Raw genomic sequence first — 21,282 nt, 5'->3', positions numbered from 1 at the left:
GGAAGAAGATGTTTGACGGTAATGGAAAAAAGGTACTTGTGTTTGGCTCGGGAAAAAGCGGAATCGGCGCTGTAACACTGCTTGAGCACGAAGGTGTTGAGACGATTTTGTATGACGGAAATGAAAAGCTGAGCAGAGAGGAAGTGGCAGGCCGTCTTCCGGAAGGATGCAGAGCAGAGATTGTAATCGGAGCATTTCCGTACGAGAGAGTGGATGAGATTGGGATGCTTGTGCTAAGCCCGGGAGTCCCGACTGATCTTCCGGTTGTGCAGGATATGGAAAAGGCCGGAATTCCTGTCTGGGGAGAAGTGGAACTTGCAAGCTGCTTTGGAAAAGGAGATGTGCTGGCGATTACCGGAACGAATGGAAAAACGACGACGACAACACTCCTTGGAGAGATTATGAAAGCATACAAACCGGAAGTTTTCGTTGTGGGCAATATAGGAAATCCGTATACGCTGGAAGCATTGAAGATGACACCGGCCAGTGTGACAGTTGCGGAAATCAGCAGTTTCCAGCTGGAGACGATCCACCGGTTTGCTCCGAAAATCAGCGCGATCCTGAATATCACACCGGATCATCTGAACCGTCACCATACAATGGAAAACTACATCAAGGCCAAAGAGGCAATTACAGAAAATCAGACAAAAGAAGAGTTCTGTGTACTGAATTATGAGGATGAAGTCCTCAGAGAGTTTGGAGAAAAGACGAATGCGACTCCATTTTTCTTCAGCAGTAAACGAGAACTGGAAACGGGAATTTTCTTAAAGGACGGGGAGATTATCTTCCGGAATCCGGATGAGGTACGGGTGTGCAAAACAAACGAGCTTCAGCTCCTTGGCACACACAATTATGAAAATGTGATGGCAGCTGTCGCCATGGCGGCACTTTACGGCGTCCCGATGGATACGATCCGGGATGTTATCCGAAGATTCTCAGGAGTGGAACACCGGATCGAGTACGTGACGGAAAAGAACGGCGTAGCTTATTACAATGATTCCAAGGGAACGAATCCGGATGCTGCAATCCGGGGAATCACTGCGATGAACCGTCCTACGGTCCTGATCGGAGGAGGCTTTGATAAGCAGTCGGAATACGATGAGTGGATTGAGAGTTTCCACGGAAAAGTGAAAAAGCTGATTCTGATCGGCGAAACAAAAAAGAAGATCGCCGAGACGGCCAGAAAGTGCGGCTTTACAGCGTATATGTTTGCGGATACACTGGAAGAGGCGGTGACACTTGCAAGCCGTGAGGCAAAAGAGGGAGATGCGGTACTGTTATCTCCTGCATGTGCAAGCTGGGATATGTTCGGAAGTTATGAAGAACGTGGAGAGAAATTCAAAGAGTTGGTAAAATCGCTGTAAGGAGAGGATAGATTGAAGCAGGCGGAAAAACCGGAGTCCGGAGGAATTGACAAAGTCCTTCTGGTGATCGTTTTTTTACTTGTGATAACGGGATTGGTGATCCTGTACAGTACCAGTTCCTATAATGGAAGGATAAAATTTGGAGATTCTTTCTATTATTTAAAAAAACAGATATTTGCTACAACGCTTGGCATTGCCGGGATGTACGCAGTGGCAAAGACCGATTATCATATCTGGGCGAAGCTTGCTGTACCAGGATATATTCTGGCGATTGTGCTCTGCATCGCCGTCATGCTGTTTGGCGATGAATACAATGGTTCCAAAAGATGGCTGTCTTTGGGACCATTTTCTTTTCAGCCATCAGAGTACGTCAAAGTTGCTCTGATCGTGTTTCTGGCATGGCTTGTGACAAGAAATGCAAAGAAGATCGGAAAGCTTACCACCTTGTTTCGGATCATGCTTTTCGCTCTGCCGGTTGTGGGTCTTGTAGGAGCAAGCAACTTAAGCACGGCAGTAATCATTCTTGGAATCGCCGTGATCCTGATTTTTACGGCCAGTCCCAAATATGGCCAGTTCATCTGGATGGCGGTGACAGGGACCGGCTTTATGGCAGTCTTTCTCGGCCTGGAAAGTTACCGTCTGGAGCGGATCGCGATCTGGCAGAATCCGGAGAAGTATGAGAAAGGATATCAGACCCTTCAGGGGCTTTACGCCATCGGATCAGGAGGACTGTTCGGGAAAGGACTTGGAAGCAGTATCCAGAAGCTGGGTTTTGTCCCGGAGGCGCAGAACGATATGATTTTCTCTATTATATGTGAGGAACTGGGGCTTGTGGGAGCGGTTCTTGTTATTCTGCTGTTCTTCCTTTTGATCTGGCGCTTCTTTGTGATCGCATCTCACGCACCGGATCTTTTCGGGGCACTGATTGCGGCAGGAGCCATGGGGCATATGATGATTCAGGTGATTTTGAATATAGCCGTTGTAACCAATACAATTCCCAATACCGGAATTACCCTTCCTTTTATCAGTTATGGAGGAACATCTGTTGTTTTCCTTCTCGTGGAAATGGGGCTTGTATTCAGCGTTGCCAGTTGGTAAAATAAAAGCGTTAATGATAGGAAAAATACAGGAGGCACATCCATGAATGATCAGATTGTGCAAAGGGATGAGAAGAGAAAGAGGATCAAGCGTACCAGGCGAAGGCAGATTCTGACAAGACTGGGAACAGGGGCAGCTGTCATTGCCGGCATCATCGTGTTTCTTCTTTTGTTCCAGCTCAGAGATATCCGGGTGAGGGGGAACGATTTTCTTACAGACAGCGAAGTAAGCCGGTACATCCGTGAACAGGGAGGGGATGGGAATTCTCTGGTTCTGCTTTTAAGCACAAAACTGGGAGACTATCCGGAGCCGCCGACTGTCGAAAGTATGGAATTTCATATGGTGAATCCCTGGACGATCCGGGTGGATGTGAAGGAAAAAAGTCCGGCCGGGTATGCCAGACGGGATGAGGAATATGTCTATTTTGACAACGAAGGCATGGTTCTCGGGGTTACGGATAGCCAGAGAGACGGTCTCAGTCTTGTAGAGGGGCTTGATGTTTCGAAAGCCGAAAAAGGAAAGAAACTTACCGTTCAGGATTCTTCCGTATTTGAATATATTGTCCGGATCCAGGAAATTCTTGGAAGAAGCGGGGTCAGCCCGGACCGGATTGTATGCGATGGAGAAAATCTGACACTGTATTTCGGGAACATCTGCGCGGAACTTGGAAGCGGGGATCCGCAGGAGAAGGCGGCACAGCTTCCGGCTATTCTTGAGAAGCTGGAAGGACAGAGCGGGACGCTCCATCTGGAACATTATGGAGAGCTGACGGAGACGATCCGCTTTGAAAAAAGTGAAACAACAGAGGAATCAAATACCTGAAAGTACCATAGGAATCTGGCGTAAAAAAATCGAAAAATAGGAAAAATTCTATTGAAATTTAGAAAGAAAGACTATATTATATAGTATATATGGCAGAATACATGAACTAGTAGGGTGTATAAATAATAAAGCATAACAAAGGAGGAGACACTCTTGTTAGAAATTAAGACAAATGAATCAGAAGCAGCAGCAAAAATTATCGTCGTTGGTGTAGGTGGAGGCGGTAATAATGCTGTCAACCGCATGATAGATGAGCAGATTGCTGGAGTAGAATTTATCGCCATCAACACAGACAAACAGGCTCTCTCATTCTGCAAGGCCCCTACACTGATGCAGATCGGAGACAAGCTCACAAAAGGACTTGGAGCAGGAGCAAAGCCGGAAGTTGGAGAAAAAGCAGCAGAAGAAAGCGCAGATGAGATCGCGGCAGCACTCAAAGGCGCAGACATGGTATTTGTTACATGCGGAATGGGCGGCGGTACAGGTACAGGTGCAACACCGGTTGTAGCACGTATCGCAAAAGAGCAGGGATCCCTGACAGTCGGCGTTGTTACAAAGCCTTTCCGTTTTGAATCCAGAGCCCGTATGAATAATGCACTTGCCGGCATTGAAAAATTAAAAGAAAATGTAGACACACTGATTGTCATTCCGAATGATAAGCTTCTTGAGATTGTCGACAGAAGAACAACGATGCCGGATGCACTGAAAAAGGCAGACGAAGTACTTCAGCAGGGTATCCAGGGAATCACTGACCTGATCAATGTACCATCCCTGATCAACCTTGACTTTGCCGACATTCAGACAGTTATGATCGACAAGGGTATCGCCCATATCGGAATCGGACACGGAAGAGGAGATGACAAGGCGCTGGAGGCTGTAAAACAGGCTGTATCCAGTCCGCTGCTTGAGACAACAATCTCAGGAGCATCTCATGTCATCATCAATATTTCCGGTGATATCACTCTTATGGATGCAAGCGACGCAGCAGAGCATGTTCAGGAGCTTGCAGGAGAAGATGCAAACATCATCTTCGGTGCTATGTATGATGAATCCAAGTCTGATGAAGCAACAGTGACGGTCATCGCGACGGGTTTACATAACAGCAAGGAAAGTACAGCATCCAAGCTGAAATCCAAAATCGGAACAGCCAGACCGGCAGGATCTGTATTTGCCGAGACTCAGGATACATCCTCTCTTAAATCAGATATGGGGAGAGTGACAAGAATGCCGCAGCAGCCGAGGACATCTGCAGCACCGGAAAGCAGCACAACTGCTCAGTCTTCCACACCATCCTACTCTGCAGGAACGGGAAGAGTAAAAGAGCAGACTATCAAGATTCCGGATTTCTTTAAAAAATAAAAAGTGAATTAAGATAATCAGAAGGTATGGAGGCGAGAGTTTCCATACCTTTTTTCTATGTTTGCATGTCGAAAGAAAACAAGTTTCTCTGTCAGTTTCTGACAAAATTTCAAGTTCCTTTTTTTTATAATACTATTTGTTCGTATACTGAATCGATTTAGCAGCGACAGGAGAAAAGAGGGTGAAGCATGTATTATGAAATCTACATGGATGTATTCTTCCTCGTCAATTTTATGATGGATTATCTGCTTTTAGCAGCGGTGTGCAGGATGCTGGCCGGTGATTTCCGGAGAAGACGGGTGCTTCCGGGAGCGGTTCTGGGCTCTTTGCTGACCTGTCTTACGATGATGCTCCCGGTCCCCGGCTTTGTGAAACTGCTGCTATACCATGTGGCGGTGAATACGGTTATGATCAAAGCGGCAATTCCCGTACACGGCATGAGGGAGTTTGTGAAAGCTTTTTTTATGCTTTACGGGGGCGGATTTCTGTTGGGCGGTATTTTTAGCTTTTTCGGGCAATATATTCGTACAGGAAGTCTTTTTTTTCTGTTTGCCGTCGTCAGCTATGAACTGATGCAGGCGGTGTGGGCATTCTGGCGTCAGATGCAAAGGCAGAATCAATATACCTGCGAACTTCTGGTGGAACAGTCCGGGAGGAAGGTACGGCTGAAAGGGCTGATTGATACGGGAAACAGCCTGACGGATCCGCTTACCGGACAGCCGGTCTGTATCGTGGAAAGAGAGGCGGTCGAAAGCCTTATGGAGAGCACGCAGAAAAGGCGCTATATCGGTTTTCGGTCTGTCGGAAATGAGCATGCCAGACTGCTTCTGGTACAGTTTGACAGTCTATATCTGCCGAGGAAAGAGAAAAAGCAGATCTGTGATATCTGGATCGGGATATCGGATACCAGGATTTCAACAGACGGAACATACCGGATACTTGTAAATCCGGATATTTTTAGGAGGGGATGTAAATGATTATGAACATTACGGTGCCGAACACATTCAGACAGAAAATTTTTCCGGCTTTCCGGACATGGCTTTTTCCGGAAAAGCAGGAAGTGTATTACATAGGAGGTTCAGATATTCTTCCGCCGCCACTGGAAGTGGAAGAAGAGGCAAAGGCGATTGAACAGCTCTGTACGGAACAGCATGAGGACGCAAGAAAGCAGCTCATCGAGCATAATCTGCGGCTTGTTGTTTATATCGCAAAAAAATTCGACAATACAGGAGTCGGAGTGGAAGATCTGATTTCGATCGGTACAATCGGCCTGATCAAAGCGATCAATACATTTAATCCGGATAAAAATATCAAGCTTGCGACGTATGCATCCAGATGTATTGAGAATGAGATTCTGATGTATCTCAGACGCAACAGCAAGACAAGACTGGAGGTTTCCATAGATGAGCCGCTCAATGTAGACTGGGACGGAAATGAACTGCTGCTTTCTGATATTCTCGGAACAGAAGAAGATACAATCTACAAGGATATGGAAACGGAAGCGGAGAAAAACATGCTGATCCGGGCCGTGGGGAGACTTTCTGTCAGAGAGCGCAGAATTGTAAATATGCGGTTCGGGCTGGGAACTCCGGACGGAGAGGAAATGACACAAAAAGAAGTGGCGGACGTGCTTGGAATCTCACAGTCTTACATATCCAGACTGGAAAAAAAGATTATGATACGTCTGAAAAAAGAAATTACGAAACTGGAATAAAAATTCAGAAAAAGGGAGAAGAAACTGATAAAAAGTGATACAATATCTACATACGATACCACAGGAAAAGGGGCGATGTTATGAAACTAAGATTTATAGGTGCGGCACATGAAGTGACGGGAAGCTGCCATCTTCTGGAAGCGTGCAATAAACATATTCTGGTAGACTGCGGGATGGAACAGGGGCCGGATCTGTACGAAAATCAGGAAATCCCGGTGTCGGCGTCCGAGATAGACTATGTACTCCTGACCCATGCACACATTGACCATTCCGGTAATCTGCCACTCCTTGTCAAGAACGGATTTCAGGGAGATATTGTATCGACCTTTGCGACTGCGGATCTGTGCAGCATTATGCTTCGTGACAGTGCGCATATCCAGGAATTCGAGGCGGAATGGAGAAACCGTAAGGCCAGAAGAAGCGGCGCACCATTCTATGAGCCTCTATACACGATGCAGGACGCGGTGGATGCGGCGGCATTGTTTTCACCATGTGACTACGGACAGAAGATTGTACTTTGTGACGGGATTGAAGTCCGGTTCAGCGATGTGGGACATCTTCTCGGCTCAGCATGCATTGAGGTGTGGATCACAGAAGACGGAGAAACGAGAAAGATCGTATTTTCCGGCGATGTAGGAAATATCAATCAGCCGATTATCAAGGATCCGTCGACGGTTAAAGCAGCAGATTATGTGGTCATTGAATCTACATACGGAAACCGGACACATGGCGCGGGAATTCCGGACTATGTGGGCGATTTCACGAAAGTGATACGGGAAACATTTGCAAAAGGCGGAAATGTTGTTGTACCGTCCTTTGCGGTAGGAAGAACACAGGAACTGCTTTATTTTATCCGGGAGATCAAGGAAAAAAATCTCCTTCCGGAGTATCCGGACTTTGAAGTGTACGTGGACAGTCCACTGGCCATTGAGGCAACCAATGTGTTTAATAAAAATATGCTGGGATGTTTCGATGAAGAAGCAATGGAGCTCGTGAATAAAGGAATCAATCCGCTCCGGTTTTCCGGATTGAAACTGACGACAACAAGCGAAGAATCCAAACAGATCAACTTTGACGAAAAGCCGAAGATTATCCTTTCTGCTTCCGGTATGTGCGAGGCGGGACGGATCCGGCATCATCTGAAACATAATCTGTGGAGAAAAGAGTGCACGGTTCTTTTTGTCGGCTATCAGGCAGCGGGAACGCTGGGACGCAAACTGATAGAAGGAGCGGAGTGTGTCAAGCTGTTCGGAGAAAATGTAGAAGTCAATGCCAGAATCTGTACACTTCAGGGAATCAGCGGGCATGCGGATAAAAACGGGCTGCTGAACTGGCTTTCCGCTTTTGAAACGCCGTTGAAGCATGTGTTTGTCGTACACGGGGAAGACCAGGTGACGGATGAATTTGCCGCATCCATCAAAGAGACACTCGGATACGAAGCGTTTGCGCCGTACTCCGGAGCATGTGTGGATCTGATAGAGGATGAAATCTTAAGCGAGGGAGTCAGAGTGCCGAAGAAGTCTTCCGAGAAACCGGCCAGAATCCGCGCAAATCAGGTGTTTGGCCGTGCGGTTTCCGCGGCAAAACATCTGCTGGATGTTGTTATGAAAAACGAAGGGCTTTCCAATAAAGATCTCGCGAAGCTGGAAAGTCAGATTTTGAATCTTGCTGACAAATGGGACAGAAATGATTAGTACCTGTTAAGAAGAGCCGAATTGTCAAGGACTAAAAGTTTTTTTATTTTTTTCCATACTGAATAAGAGGATGCCGGGATGTGCATGATTTCTGTTAGAAAGGCAGAGTTGCCGTGACAGGAGGATGTACGATGGCATTGAACAAAGTAGAAATATGCGGAGTGAATACTGCAAAACTTCCGCTTTTGAAAGAGGAAGAAAAAGAGGAACTGTTTGCCCGGATCAAAGAAGGAGACGAAGAGGCAAAAGAAAAATACATCAAGGGAAATTTAAGACTGGTGCTCAGCGTGATCAAGAGGTTCGCGGGAAGCAATGAAAATCCGGATGATCTCTTTCAGATCGGCTGTATCGGCCTGATCAAAGCGGTTAATAATTTTAATACGGAGCTGGACGTCCGGTTCTCTACTTATGCGGTGCCGATGATTATCGGAGAAATCCGAAGATACATGCGGGACAACAATTCCATCCGCGTCAGCCGGTCGCTGCGGGACACAGCATACAAGGCGATCTATGCGAAAGAAAATTATGTCAAAAAGAATTTAAGAGAACCGACCGTTCAGGAGATTTCCGAAGAGATCGGAATTGCAAAAGAGGATATCGTATTTGCGCTGGATGCAATCCAGGCTCCGGTCAGCTTGAATGAGCCGGTTTATAATGACAGCGGAGATGCACTGTATGTGATGGATCAGATCAGTGATAAAAAGAACAAAGAGGAGAGGTGGATTGAAGATCTGTCTTTGCAGGCGGCGATGGAACACCTGAATGAAAGAGAAAAATATATTATCCGTCTCCGTTTTTTCGAAGGGAAAACCCAGATGGAGGTGGCCAGAGAAGTAAATATCTCCCAGGCTCAGGTGAGCAGACTGGAAAAAAATGCGCTCCGTCTGATGCGGCAGTATCTGGACTAAGGAAAAAGAACGCCTGCCGGGCGTTCTTTTTTTGTTGAAATTTTGGCAGGCATATATTATGCTATACGTGTAGAAAGTACTAAGAAAAGAATGAGGCAAAGAAAATGTATAAGGCTTGTATTTTTGATCTGGATGGAACATTGACAGATACATTGGAGTCCATGACACGCTCGGTAAATCTGACTCTGGAGCGGATGGGGCTGCCGGTGATTACCCTGGAACAGTGCCGGGAGTTTGTAGGAAGCGGCGCAAGAAAGCTCATGGAGAGGACATTAAAGGCGTGCGGAGATGAAGATCTTGTGCGTATTGAGGAAGCCATGGAGATTTACGGCAGGGTATTTGCAGAAAACTGTACGTATCATGTAAAGCCGTATGACGGAATTGAAAAGATGTTAAAGGCACTCAAGGAAAGAGGGATTTATCTGGCTGTTCTTTCCAATAAGCCGGACGGACAGACAAAGGATGTGGTCCATACTTTTTTTGGAGATGCAATATTTGACTATGTACAGGGACAAAAGGAAGAGATTCCGAGGAAACCGGACCCGGCAGCTGTCTTTGCGATTATGGAGATGGCAGGGATCAGCCGGGAAGAATGTGTCTATATCGGGGATTCCGATGTGGACATGTGCACCGGAAACAATGCCGGGGTAATGACGGTCGGTGTCAGCTGGGGATTCCGGTCAAGAGAAATCCTGAAGGAAACAGGGGCGGATGTGATTATCGATCATCCGGAAGAACTGACCGTGATCGTAAATAATACCAAAGGTGAGGAGGGAAAGAATGAACGGATTTAGTGAAGAATGTATCGAAGTGTTTTTAAGAGATCAGTCACAGCTTTTTGATGAACCGGTCGCTGAGACACCGGAAGAGGCGGAAGCTTTCCTCGAGGACTGCATGGCAGTTGTGCTGGATTCGCTCGAAGAGGTAAAAGAATATCTGGAAGAGTCCGGAGCGGATGTGGATGGAATGACACTGCAGGAAATCGAAGATGCGTCCGAAGTGTTTGTGCTTCCGGAAGGGAAGTATCTGGTTGTAGAAGGATAAGGGAAAGCCGGGGCAGCATATCAGTCTGCCTCGGCTTTTTTCAGCGCTTTTTGGATGGTATCAAGAATCAGGTTGGAAGTATAGGAATCGTCCTCTCCGGATTTGATCTGATCTGCCGACTGCGTTTCGATGATCTGTCCGGCAATTTCTTCCATGGCCGGCTGAACAAGAGGATACATGGTTTCCACGCTTTCATCCAGATTGGAAAAACGGATAGAGTTGATATGATTTTTGTCGACCGAAACTTCCACTTCCAGCGGCGTGTTATTCAATGTCATGCTGGCTGTGTAGATGCCGGGAGTGTATTCTTTGGACGTCTGCTTTTTTCCGGAATGATCCGGAAGGAACATAAAAAGAAGCAGAAGCACAAGAAGAATGCCAAGGGCTGCAAAAATGGCGGTATAGATAATTTCCTTCATGTGAAAAACGACGATTCTGGTTTTGGAACTCATAAGTGAAAAGACCTCCTTTCAGTAATGATGAATCCTGCAGCACCACGGGATTATGTCTTTATAAATATATGTGACGTCGGAAAAAATTATGCGGCGTTGCCAAACGCGGCTTTTTGCGGTAGAATAGAAAAATACGAAAAAGAGAGGTAGAGATGCATGTTTATTATCGCAGGATTAGGAAATCCGGGATCAAAGTATGAAGACACACGGCACAACGTCGGTTTTGATGTCATAGACCGAATTTCGAAAGAATACCATATAGCAGTTGATACAAGAAAACACCGGGCGCTGATCGGAAAAGGGGTTATCGACGGCGTAAAAGTGATTCTCGCAAAACCCCAGACCTTTATGAATCTAAGCGGGGAAAGTATCCGGGAGCTGGTGGACTATTATAAGGTGGATGAGGCCACGGAGCTGATTGTTATATATGATGATATCAGTCTGGATGTGGGTCAGCTCAGGATCCGGAAAAAGGGGAGCGCCGGCGGACATAACGGAATTAAAAATATTATCGCCCACCTTGGGCATGATGTATTCATGCGTGTGAAGGTCGGTGTCGGGGAGAAGCCGAAGGGCTATGATCTGGCGGATTATGTACTGGGCCATTTCTCAAAGGAAGAGAAAGAGAAGATGGAAGTGGCATATGAAAAGGCAGTACAGGCCGTCAGAATGGCCGGACTTGGAGAAATTGACGAAGCGATGAATCAGTTTAACCGGAAAGGCTGATGGAAGGAGGAGAACACAATGAAGGCTTTTACGGAACCTCTTTTGGAGCTTGCGGAATTCGAGACGATTCAGAAGACAAAATACCGGGGAAAAGGGATGATTCAGATTGCCGGAAGTACCGGTTCGCAGAAAAGCCATCTTGCGTATGCTCTTTCTGGAGACGGCCGGAGGATTCTTTATATTCTTGCAGATGAAGAAAAGGCAAAGGAAGTTCTTGAAGAATATCAGTTTCTGGATGGGGAAGTCCTGTTCTATCCGGCGAAGGACTTCCTCTTTTATCGGGCGGATATCAGAGGAAAATATCTGGTCAAGCAGCGGATGGAAGTATTCCGCGCACTGAAAGAAGAGGAAAATGTAACGGTTATTACAACGATCTGCGCGTTGATGGACGGGGTACGTCCACCGTTGAAGATCGATGAGGAAGTTTTTTCTGTCCGCACAGGGGAGACGTCAGATCTGGAAGAACTTGTTCAAAGGTTATCCGCAATGGGATATGACAGGGAAGTACAGATTGAAGGGCCGGGGCAGTTTGCGGTGCGTGGAGGAATTGTCGATATCTTTCCTTTGACAGAGGAGATGCCGGTGAGGATTGAATTCTGGGACGATGAGATTGATTCGATCCGTACCTTTGATGCCCAGACACAAAGATCCATAGAAAACAGGGAGGAGATCACGGTGTATCCGGCCCGGGATGAGGCGGATGAGCAGGAGGAGGTCTCTTTCCTGCGCTATTTCCGTCCGGAAGAGACGCTTTTGTTTCTGGATGAGCCGGCAAGACTCTACGAACGTGGAGAAGTCATCGAGGAGGAAGTCCGGCAGGCCAGGGAGCGAAGAGAGGAAGAAGAAAAGCTTCCGGAAGGAGAAAAAGACATCAGGATCTTTCCGGTCCACGAGATTGCAGGTTTGATCAATCAGTATCACAGTATCGGATTTACAGCACTGGAGGGCAAAGTAAAAGAATTTCTGGTCCGGGATGTATACAGCATTCTGGCTAAAAACGTGAACCCGTATAACAGCAGTTTTGAGGTGCTGACGAGAGACTTAAAAAGGCTGAAGCGAAACGGGTACCGGGTGATTCTGCTTTCGGGTTCCCGGACAAGGGCAAGAAGGCTTGCGGAAGATCTCAGGGACTATGATCTGAACAGTTTTTATGATGAAGATCCCGAAAGACTGGTAAAACCGGGAGAAATTCTTGTGTCCTACGGTCATGTGGCAGTTGGGTATGAGTACCCGATGCTGAAGTTTACCGTGATTTCGGAGACCGATATTTTCGGGAAAAAGAAGAAAAAGAAACGAAGAAGGATTTACGAAGGGGAAAAGATCCAGAGTTTTACCGACTTAAAGCCGGGGGACTATGTAGTTCATGAGAATCATGGGCTTGGAATTTATCAGGGAATCGAGAAAATCGAGATAGACCGGATTGAGAAGGATTACATGAAGATTTCCTATGCAGGAGGCGGAAATCTCTACATCCCGGCTACTCAGATGGATCTGATCCAGAAATACGCATCGGCGGATGCAAAGAAACCGAAACTCAACCGTCTGGGCGGACAGGACTGGGAGCGTACCAAGACAAGAGTCCGTAAAGCGGTACAGGTGATCGCGAGAGATCTGGTGGAGCTCTATGCCGCACGGCAGGAAAAGGAAGGATATGCCTATGAGCCGGATACGGTGTGGCAGAAAGAATTTGAGGAGATGTTTCCGTTTGAGGAGACAGACGATCAGGCAGCGGCCATCGAAGAGACAAAAAAGGATATGGAAAGCCACAAGATCATGGACCGTCTGATCTGCGGAGATGTTGGCTTTGGAAAAACCGAGGTGGCGATCCGGGCGGCCTTTAAAGCAGTGCAGGAGAATAAGCAGGTGGCATTTCTTGTACCGACCACCATTCTGGCGCAGCAGCATTACAACACCCTTGTTCAGAGGATGAAAGACTTCCCGGTTCGGGTGGATCTGATGTGCCGTTTCCGTACCCCGTCCCAGCAGAAAAAGACGCTGGAAGACCTGAAAAAAGGCCAGGTGGATATTCTGGTGGGAACCCACCGGATTTTGAGTCAGGACGTCTGCTTCAAAGATCTGGGACTTCTTGTGATCGACGAGGAGCAGAGGTTTGGAGTGCAGCACAAGGAAAAGATCAAAAAACTGCGGGAAAATGTGGATGTCCTGACATTGACAGCTACTCCGATTCCAAGAACTCTCCATATGAGCCTGATTGGAATCCGGGATATGAGTGTGCTGGAAGAGGCTCCGATGGACCGGATGCCGATCCAGACCTATGTCATGGAATATCAGGATGAGATGGTAAGGGAGGCAATTGTAAGAGAGTTGTCCAGACAGGGGCAGGTGTACTATGTCTATAATAAAGTCAAGGATATTGCGGAGATCACGGCCAGAGTCCAGAGCCTTGTTCCGGAGGCAAATGTTGCCTACGCTCACGGGCAGATGAGGGAACATCAGCTGGAGCGGATCATGTATGACTTTATCAACGGGGATATCGATGTGCTTGTTTCCACGACTATTATTGAAACCGGGCTTGATATTTCCAATGCCAATACGATGATTATCCATGATGCGGACAAACTGGGGCTCTCCCAGCTATACCAGCTGCGAGGAAGAGTCGGGCGTTCTAACCGGATGGCCTATGCCTTTCTTCTCTACCGGAGAGACTGTCTGCTCAGAGAGGTGGCGGAAAAGCGGCTTGCCGCGATCCGGGAGTTTACGGATCTTGGATCTGGATTCAAGATTGCCATGCGGGATCTGGAAATCCGGGGAGCAGGAAATCTGCTTGGAGAAGCACAGCACGGTCATATGGAGGCAGTCGGGTATGACCTCTACTGTAAGATGCTCAATGAAGCGGTCAAAAACATGAAACAGGGCACTTCCCAGGAAGAAGCCGCAAGCTTTACAACAACGGTGGATCTGAATGTGGATGCCTTTATTCCGGCTTCCTATATTCCGGATGAATATCAGAAGCTGGATATCTACAAACGGATCGCGCTGATTGAGACCGAAGAAGAGATGGATGATATGATGGAAGAGCTGATTGACCGGTTCGGAGACATTCCGAAAAAGGTACAGAAGCTGATCCTGATTGCAAGGCTGAAAGCCTTTGCACATTCCGTGTATGTGACTTCGATTGAGCAGAAAGGGCAGACGCTGAAGATCACCATGTATGAGCGGGCGAAGGTACGTGGCGAGGAGATACCGAAACTTCTGGAGCGCAGGAAAGGAGAACTTGTTTTTAAGAATGATACGCCGCCGTATTTTCTCTATGAGCAGAAAAAGCGGAACCGGAAGGAAAAGGACCCGGATATTCTGGAAGTCGTGAAAAATCTGTTAAATGATATAAAAACATTGATTGTCCAGGAAAAACCGGATATAATAGGGTAGTTAGAAATACGAAGGAGGCTTTTGACAGTATGAAAAAGCGTTTGGCAGTAGTCCTTTTGACTGCCGCTGTGGCAGCAGGAGCAATGACAGGCTGCGGACAGCAGACGATTGAAGACAGCGATGTCGTTGCGACCGTGGGAGATACAGAAATTAAAGGAAATGTGGCAAATTTCTTTGCAAGATATCAGCAGGCAATGTATGAGACTTATTACAGCTCTATGCTGGGAGAAAACATGTGGACAACCGAGGTTGAGGAAGGAACGACTTACGAAGAGTCGGCCAAGGAGACGATCATGCAGTCGCTGGAGGAACTCTATCTGGTTAACGAGCATGCCGGCGATTACAGCGTTTCACTGACAGACGAAGAAAAGAAGTCGATTGAAGATGCTGCGGACCAGTTTGTAGAGGCAAACGATGCGGAGGTCCGGGATGTGATTTCCGGCGACAAGGAGACGGTGCAGAAGGTTCTGGAACTCTTTACAATCCAGCAGAAAGTACAGACTGAGATGCTAAAAGATGTGGACCGGAATGTTTCCGATGAGGAGGCCGCCCAGAAAGCGCTGCAGTATGTAGCATTTACCTACTCGGATACGGAGGAATCCGAAGAAAGTGATTCCGAAAATACTTCAGATACAAAGGAAGAGGCAAAAGCGAAGGCGGAAACATTTTTGAACGCGGTGAACAGCGGCACAGATTTCAGTCAGGCCGCAGAGGATCAGGAGAAATCAGCAGTGGATCTGACGTTTGACTCCAGTACGACATCCCCGAATGAGGAGCTCATTCAGGCGGCGGACAAACTGGAAGCAGGCCAGGTAACTGATGTGATAGAGACAGATACCGGATACTATGTGGCAAAGGTGACATCCACATTTGATCAGAGCGCAACGGACAGCAAGAAACAGGAGATCATCTCCGAACGTGAGTCTGAGCGATACAATGAGATCCTTGATGGCTGGAAAGAAGACACTGACATCAAGGAAAACAAGGATGTCTGGGAAAAGATCGACTTTAACGGTCAGGGGGTTGCCCTGAAGACAGAGGACAGCTCAGAAGACAGCGGCAGTACAGAAGGCTCTTCAGAAAACACAGATGGAGAAGATACTTCTGACAGTGCAGATGGAGAAGATACTTCCGACAGCACAGACAGTGGAGAATCCACTGATTCCGAAAATACAGATAATACAGAAGAAGCAGCCGAATAGGCTGCTTCATTTTTGTCTTTTATTCAAAAAATGTGCTGACAAGTTCGTTTACAAGTTTGCCATCGGCTTTTCCTTTGACCTTCGGCATCAGCTCTTTCATGATCTTTCCCTTGTCTTTTGCAGTCGGATGATCCAGACCCATATCAGAGAGAACTGAGGCGATGACAGATCTGATCTCCTCTTCATCCATCATCTTCGGGGCAAATTCTTCAAGAACCGCGATCCGTGCCCGGCATTCTTCAATGATTTCAGTACGGTCTTCCGGGGTCATCTCCAGAGTCTCTTTTGTCTGTTTGATCTCCTTTAAGACAACCTGTACTTCCTCTTCCTCAGTCAGATCTTCCCGCTTGTCGATTGCTTTATTTTTCAGAGCGGCAAGAAGAGAAGACAGAGTTTCTTTTCTTGCCTTGTCGCCGGCCTTCATGGCAGCGACCATTTCTTTTCTTACATCATCGATTTTACTCATAGCCTTATGGACCTCCTAAACGTTTTTCTCTATTTTACTATCTCTTAAGAAAAAGTGCAAACAGAATAAAAATTTTCCTTTTGCAGATACTAGCCTTATGTGAAAGCCGGAAAAAAGCGGCTGATTTGTGAAATGGAGGGAACTTTACAGAAATGAAAGCGACGGGAATTGTGCGAAGAATCGACGATCTTGGAAGGGTGGTTGTTCCAAAAGAAATACGCAGAACACTGGGAATCCGCGAGGGAACTCCGCTGGAAATCTTTACGGGCCAGGACGGCGAGGTTATTCTGAAGAAGTATTCTCCGCTTGGAGAAATATATACATTTGCGCAGAACTATGCAGAGAGTCTGGCGCAGGCATCGGGAATGCTTTCCTGCATTACGGATATGGAAAAGGTGATTGCTGCTTCCGGAACAGGGAGAAAAGATGTAGCAGAACAGGAGGTATCAGAGGAGTTTGTCTGTCTTCTGGAAGAACGGAGAGCGGTATCCATAAGCCACAGCGGGGGATCTGGTATCAATTTTCTGAAAGAAAAGATGGTGGACTATGGAGAAATTTTTGTCTGTCCGGTGCTGGCAGGAGGCGATGTGATCGGATCAGTTCTTTTTGTCAGACCGGAGCGGCAAAAAGGCATTTCCGAAGAAATCTGTCAGAAACTGGCTCAGTGCGCGGCTGCATTTCTTGGGAGTCAGATGGAAACGTAGTCATAAAGAGAAAATCCGCATCATACAATAGTCTTAGAAAAACGGGACAAGGGGGGATGCGATGAGAGTAAAAGGACAAAAATCGGGGGTCATGCGGATCTTTCAGGCACTTCTGGTATCCTACATCGTTACGGGAATCCTGCTTCTGGTGCTGGCGGTGCTGCTTTATAAGCTGAATCTGGATAAAGGAAAAGTGACGGCAGGAATTACCGGTATCTATGTTGTGTCCGCGTTTGCGGGAGGTTTTCTGATCGGGAAGCTGCAGAAAGTACGGAAATTTATCTGGGGACTGATTCTTGGAATGCTATATTTTCTGCTCCTGGTACTGGTGTCCGTTGGTGTATATCACACCCTTCAGGGCGATACGATGCAGATTGTGACAACGCTGATACTGTGCGCGGCCGGAGGAATGCTTGGCGGAATGCTGTCGTAAACGAAAAAAAGGCTTTAAAAAAGAAACCGCCTATGATATAATAATTTCTAGCAAAATGCATAAGGAGGAAATCAGGATGAAACACATTAAAACATTAAATACACAGACTTTAAACAACACAATGAAAAAAGGCGGATGCGGAGAATGCCAGACATCCTGCCAGTCAGCATGCAAGACTTCCTGCACAGTAGGAAACCAGACCTGCGAACAGAAGAAATAGGCAGACAGGACTTATAAGTGAAATTACAGGACAGCGGCTATTTGGTCGCTGTCTCTTGATGTCTACAGAAAAAGAGAAAGGGGTACACAAAGTGATCCATCAGTACCAGAATAATGGATATAATATCGTTCTGGATGTTAACAGCGGATGTGTCCATGTCGTAGATCAGATGGGATACGATCTGATCGCAGCACTGACCGCGATGAATCCGGAGCAGACAGCCGATACCATCCGGGAGGGTGAGACAAAGGAAAAAATCAAAAAACAGTATCAGGAGAAATATAATCCGCAGGAGATTGACGAGGTGCTCGATGATCTCGCTGAACTAGCGGAGGCAGGACAGCTCTTCGCACCGGATACTCATGAGTCCTGTATACAGGATGTCATGAAAAGAAAGACAGTAGTAAAGGCGCTCTGTCTCCATATTGCCCATGACTGCAATCTGGCGTGCAAATACTGTTTTGCCGAGGAGGGCGAATATCATGGAAGACGTGCGATGATGTCCTATGAAGTAGGGAAAAAGGCGCTGGATTTCCTGATCGCAAATTCCGGAAGCAGAAGAAACCTGGAAGTAGACTTCTTCGGCGGGGAGCCGCTGATGAACTGGCAGGTTGTCAAAGATCTTGTGGCATATGGAAGAGAGCAGGAGAAGATTCACGATAAACATTTCCGTTTTACTGTTACGACAAACGGCGTACTGCTGAATGATGAAATTCAGGAGTTTATCAACAAGGAGATGGACAATGTCGTGCTGAGCCTGGACGGAAGAAGGGAAGTCAATGACCGGATGCGTCCGTTCCGGAATGGAAAAGGAAGCTACGATCTGATTGTTCCAAAGTTCCAGAAACTTGCCGAGAGCAGAAACCAGCAGAAATACTATGTGCGCGGTACATTTACGAGACAGAACCTGGATTTTTCAGAGGATGTGCGCCATTTTGTAGATCTCGGATTTCAGCAGATGTCTATCGAGCCGGTTGTCGGTGATGATACAGACCCGTACGCAATCAGGGAGGAAGACCTGCCTCAGATTTTTGAGGAGTATGATAAACTCGCAAAATATATGATTCAGAGAGAAAAAGAAGGAAATGGATTTAATTTCTTCCATTTTATGATCGACCTGGAAGGCGGACCGTGCCTTGCGAAACGGTTGTCAGGATGCGGTTCGGGAACCGAATATCTGGCTGTAACACCGTGGGGAGACCTCTATCCTTGTCATCAGTTTGTAGGAGATGAGGATTTCCTGATGGGAAATGTAGATGAGGGTATTACAAAGCCTGAGATTGCGGACGCATTCCGGTGCTGTAATGTCTACTCAAAAGAAAAATGTAAAAACTGCTTTGCGAAGTTCTACTGCAGCGGCGGATGTATGGCGAATGCATACCATTTTGAGGGAAATCTGAATGATGCATATGACATCGGATGCGAGATGGAAAGAAAACGTGTGGAATGCGCCATCATGATCAAAGCGGCGCTGGCGGACAACTCCGGAGAGAGCGAAGAAGCTTAGAGAAGGGGATGTAAAGTGTGAAGAAGAGCAGAGGGATCGCAGGATTGATTGTGACAGTCCTTATAATCGGACTGCTGGTATATACGACAGCCATCGGATGGGGCCGTTCCCAAAGCGTTGCCATGGAAAACATCAAACTCGGGCTGGATCTGGCCGGCGGGGTCAGCATTACCTATCAGGCAAAAGAGGAAAACCCGTCGCCGGAAGAGATGCGGGACACCATCTACAAACTGCAGAAGAGAGTAGAAGCATACAGTACGGAAGCGAATGTATACCAGGAGGGAGACAATCGTATCAGCATTTCCATTCCGGGAGTGTCGGATGCCAATGAGATTCTGGAAGAGCTTGGACAGCCGGGATCGCTGGAATTTCAGACAGCAGATGGCGAGACGGTTCTGACAGGAAGCGACATTAAAACCGCAAAGGCGATGAGCGGTCAGAACCAGACGACAGGAGCAAATGAATATACGGTAGAGCTTCAGTTAAATGAGCAGGGAAAAGAAAAGTTTACCGAGGCGACAGAGAAGAATGTCGGAAAGGAAATTTCCATTATCTATGACGGCGAGGTAATCAGCTCCCCGACTGTGAATGAAGCTATTACTGTGGATACCGCTTATATTGACGGAATGGCAAGTTATGAAGAAGCCGAAGAGCTTGCTTCCGCAATCCGGATCGGCGGTCTTTCCCTGGAACTGGAAGAGCTCAACTCACAGGTGCAGGGAGCCCAGCTTGGCGGGGAGGCAATCAGTACAAGTCTTCTGGCAGGAGCAGTCGGACTTGCGGCAGTCATCCTTTTTATGATTGCTGTTTATCTGCTTCCGGGACTTGCTGCAGGGCTTGCACTTCTGATCTATACCGGACTGGTGCTGGTGCTGTTGAACGCATTTGACATCACTCTTTCCCTTCCGGGAATTGCAGGAATCATTTTGTCCATTGGAATGGCTGTGGATGCAAACGTCATTATCTTTGCAAGGGTGAGGGAAGAAATCGCGTCCGGAAAGAGTGTGCAGAACGCGCTGAAGAGCGGATTTCACAAGGCACTTTCCGCAATCATTGACGGAAATGTCACGACGCTGATTGCAGCAGCGGTACTCTGGTTTCGGGGATCGGGAACGGTCAAAGGATTTGCGCAGACACTGGCTCTTGGCATCGTCGTTTCCATGTTTACCGCGCTGGTAATTACACGGATGATCATCAATTCGTTCTATGCGGTGGAAATCCGGAACGAGAAGTTCTATGCAAAGAAAATGAAGGAAAGAAAGCCGGTAGACTTCCTTGGAAAGAGAAAGATCTGCTTTGCTGTTTCCCTGCTTGTGATCCTTGCCGGATTTGCCGTGATGGGATATCATCATGTGAAAGAAAACGGTATGCTGGCCTACAGTCTGGAATTCCGGGGAGGAACATCCACGACAGTGGATTTTCAGAAAGATTATTCGATTTCGCAAATTGAATCCCGGATTGTTCCGGTGGTTGAGAAAGCATCCGGAGACTCGGAAGTACAGACACAGAAGGTAAAAGGAAGCACTGAGATTGTTATCCGGACGAAAGCCCTTGATCTTGACCAGAGGGAGGCATTAAATCAGGCACTGGCTGATGAGTTCCAGGTGTCGGATTCGGACATTACCTATTCCAGCATCAGTTCTACGATCAGTGCGGAGATGAGGCAGGATGCGGTCGTTGCGGTGATTATCTCCACAGTCTGCATGCTTCTTTATATCTGGTTCCGGTTTAAGGACATCCGGTTTGCCACAAGCGCGGTGACGGCCCTGATTCATGACGTCCTCGTCGTGCTTGCCTTTTACGCCGTATCCCGTATTACAGTCGGAAGTACCTTTATTGCGTGTATGCTGACAATTGTAGGATATTCGATCAATGCAACCATTGTAATATTTGACCGGATCCGGGAGGAGCTGAAAGCGCGGAGGAAGAAAGAACCACTTGCCGAACTTGTAAACAGATGTATCACAATGACGCTGACAAGAAGCATCTATACTTCTCTGACGACGTTTATTATGGTGTTTGCGCTCTTTGTTTTTGGTGTCACATCAGTCAGAGAATTTGCACTGCCTCTGATGGTCGGTATCGTGTGCGGTGCATATTCTTCCGTATGTATCACGGGAGCACTCTGGTACGTTATGAAGACAAGAACCGGAAAGAAGAAATAAAACATGAAAAGGAT

General features: G+C 47.1%; 20 protein-coding genes. 18 read left to right on the top strand and 2 right to left on the bottom strand.

From position 1 onward, the window contains the following. The first annotated feature begins 8 nt into the window (after window positions 1-8). The 10 genes from murD to B5E64_RS09700 all read left to right on the top strand — a co-directional run bounded on the left by murD (window position 9) and on the right by B5E64_RS09700 (window position 10,003). Window positions 9-1,364: a UDP-N-acetylmuramoyl-L-alanine--D-glutamate ligase gene (gene murD, locus B5E64_RS09745; RefSeq protein ID WP_087168327.1), complete on the top strand. Its 1,356-nt coding sequence runs from the start codon at window positions 9-11 to the stop codon at window positions 1,362-1,364. 12 nt (window positions 1,365-1,376) lie between these two features. Beyond that, window positions 1,377-2,462, top strand: coding sequence for a putative peptidoglycan glycosyltransferase FtsW (locus B5E64_RS09740; RefSeq protein WP_242960139.1), 1,086 nt, complete (start codon window positions 1,377-1,379; stop codon window positions 2,460-2,462). A 42-nt stretch (window positions 2,463-2,504) separates the two neighbouring features. Beyond that, window positions 2,505-3,284: a hypothetical protein gene (locus tag B5E64_RS09735; protein WP_087168326.1), complete on the top strand. Its 780-nt coding sequence runs from the start codon at window positions 2,505-2,507 to the stop codon at window positions 3,282-3,284. A gap of 153 nt (window positions 3,285-3,437) precedes the next feature. Beyond that, the gene (gene ftsZ, locus B5E64_RS09730; protein ID WP_087168325.1) at window positions 3,438-4,643 is read left to right on the top strand and encodes a cell division protein FtsZ; all 1,206 of its coding nucleotides are present in this window, start codon (window positions 3,438-3,440) and stop codon (window positions 4,641-4,643) included. A 188-nt stretch (window positions 4,644-4,831) separates the two neighbouring features. Further along, window positions 4,832-5,620 carry a sigma-E processing peptidase SpoIIGA gene (locus tag B5E64_RS09725; RefSeq protein ID WP_087168324.1) on the top strand — a complete coding sequence of 263 codons (789 nt, stop codon included), beginning with the start codon at window positions 4,832-4,834 and terminating at the stop codon, window positions 5,618-5,620. Then, window positions 5,617-6,357, top strand: a complete 741-nt coding sequence (gene sigE / locus B5E64_RS09720; RefSeq protein WP_087168323.1) for an RNA polymerase sporulation sigma factor SigE — start codon at window positions 5,617-5,619, stop codon at window positions 6,355-6,357. The genes B5E64_RS09725 and sigE overlap by 4 nt, the downstream gene beginning before the upstream one ends. Window positions 6,358-6,437: 80 nt before the next feature. After that, complete coding sequence (locus B5E64_RS09715) at window positions 6,438-8,051, top strand: MBL fold metallo-hydrolase (protein WP_087168322.1); 1,614 nt, start codon at window positions 6,438-6,440, stop codon at window positions 8,049-8,051. A 131-nt stretch (window positions 8,052-8,182) separates the two neighbouring features. Further along, complete coding sequence (gene sigG / locus B5E64_RS09710) at window positions 8,183-8,959, top strand: RNA polymerase sporulation sigma factor SigG (RefSeq protein WP_087168321.1); 777 nt, start codon at window positions 8,183-8,185, stop codon at window positions 8,957-8,959. Window positions 8,960-9,063: 104 nt separating this feature from the next. Next, window positions 9,064-9,753, top strand: a complete 690-nt coding sequence (locus B5E64_RS09705) for an HAD family hydrolase (RefSeq protein ID WP_087168320.1) — start codon at window positions 9,064-9,066, stop codon at window positions 9,751-9,753. Beyond that, window positions 9,740-10,003 carry a glyoxalase gene (locus B5E64_RS09700; protein WP_087168319.1) on the top strand — a complete coding sequence of 88 codons (264 nt, stop codon included), beginning with the start codon at window positions 9,740-9,742 and terminating at the stop codon, window positions 10,001-10,003. Before B5E64_RS09705 ends, B5E64_RS09700 begins: the two co-directional genes overlap by 14 nt. A 20-nt stretch (window positions 10,004-10,023) precedes the next feature. Here the strand turns inward: B5E64_RS09700 and B5E64_RS09695 are convergent, their stop codons facing one another. Beyond that, on the bottom strand, window positions 10,024-10,455 hold the full coding sequence (locus B5E64_RS09695) for a hypothetical protein (RefSeq protein ID WP_087168318.1): 432 nt from the start codon (window positions 10,453-10,455) through the stop codon (window positions 10,024-10,026). 156 nt (window positions 10,456-10,611) lie between these two features. Between B5E64_RS09695 and pth the strand changes: the two genes are divergently transcribed. From pth to B5E64_RS09680, 3 genes are read left to right on the top strand one after another with little or no spacing between them, the layout of a single operon-like run. Continuing rightward, window positions 10,612-11,181 carry an aminoacyl-tRNA hydrolase gene (gene pth / locus B5E64_RS09690; protein ID WP_087168317.1) on the top strand — a complete coding sequence of 190 codons (570 nt, stop codon included), beginning with the start codon at window positions 10,612-10,614 and terminating at the stop codon, window positions 11,179-11,181. A gap of 18 nt (window positions 11,182-11,199) precedes the next feature. Next, complete coding sequence (gene mfd / locus B5E64_RS09685) at window positions 11,200-14,571, top strand: transcription-repair coupling factor (RefSeq protein ID WP_087168316.1); 3,372 nt, start codon at window positions 11,200-11,202, stop codon at window positions 14,569-14,571. A gap of 29 nt (window positions 14,572-14,600) precedes the next feature. Further along, window positions 14,601-15,773: a peptidyl-prolyl cis-trans isomerase gene (locus B5E64_RS09680; RefSeq protein WP_087168315.1), complete on the top strand. Its 1,173-nt coding sequence runs from the start codon at window positions 14,601-14,603 to the stop codon at window positions 15,771-15,773. Window positions 15,774-15,792: 19 nt separating this feature from the next. Here B5E64_RS09680 and B5E64_RS09675 read toward each other — a convergent pair whose 3' ends face one another. Further along, window positions 15,793-16,239, bottom strand: a complete 447-nt coding sequence (locus B5E64_RS09675; protein WP_087168314.1) for a GatB/YqeY domain-containing protein — start codon at window positions 16,237-16,239, stop codon at window positions 15,793-15,795. A 152-nt stretch (window positions 16,240-16,391) separates the two neighbouring features. On the opposite strand from B5E64_RS09675, the gene B5E64_RS09670 reads away from it, so the two are divergent. From B5E64_RS09670 to secD, 5 genes are all read left to right on the top strand, one after another. Next, complete coding sequence (locus B5E64_RS09670; protein ID WP_087168313.1) at window positions 16,392-16,943, top strand: stage V sporulation T C-terminal domain-containing protein; 552 nt, start codon at window positions 16,392-16,394, stop codon at window positions 16,941-16,943. Window positions 16,944-17,004: 61 nt separating this feature from the next. Then, entirely contained in the window at window positions 17,005-17,376 is a 372-nt protein-coding gene (locus tag B5E64_RS09665; protein ID WP_087168312.1) for a TIGR04086 family membrane protein, read from the top strand. A gap of 76 nt (window positions 17,377-17,452) precedes the next feature. Beyond that, entirely contained in the window at window positions 17,453-17,596 is a 144-nt protein-coding gene (gene scfA, locus B5E64_RS09660; RefSeq protein WP_008976445.1) for a six-cysteine ranthipeptide SCIFF, read from the top strand. 91 nt (window positions 17,597-17,687) lie between these two features. Beyond that, a complete protein-coding gene (gene scfB / locus B5E64_RS09655) occupies window positions 17,688-19,103 on the top strand; it encodes a thioether cross-link-forming SCIFF peptide maturase (RefSeq protein ID WP_087168374.1) in 1,416 nt (471 codons plus the stop codon). Between the two features lie 17 nt (window positions 19,104-19,120). Continuing rightward, the gene (gene secD, locus B5E64_RS09650) at window positions 19,121-21,268 is read left to right on the top strand and encodes a protein translocase subunit SecD (RefSeq protein ID WP_087168311.1); all 2,148 of its coding nucleotides are present in this window, start codon (window positions 19,121-19,123) and stop codon (window positions 21,266-21,268) included. Window positions 21,269-21,282 lie beyond the last annotated feature (14 nt).

Source organism: Drancourtella sp. An12 (assembly GCF_002160935.1).
GTDB classification, from domain to species: Bacteria; Bacillota; Clostridia; order Lachnospirales; family Lachnospiraceae; genus Sellimonas; species Sellimonas catena.
This window is presented reverse-complemented; position numbering and strand designations above follow the sequence as displayed.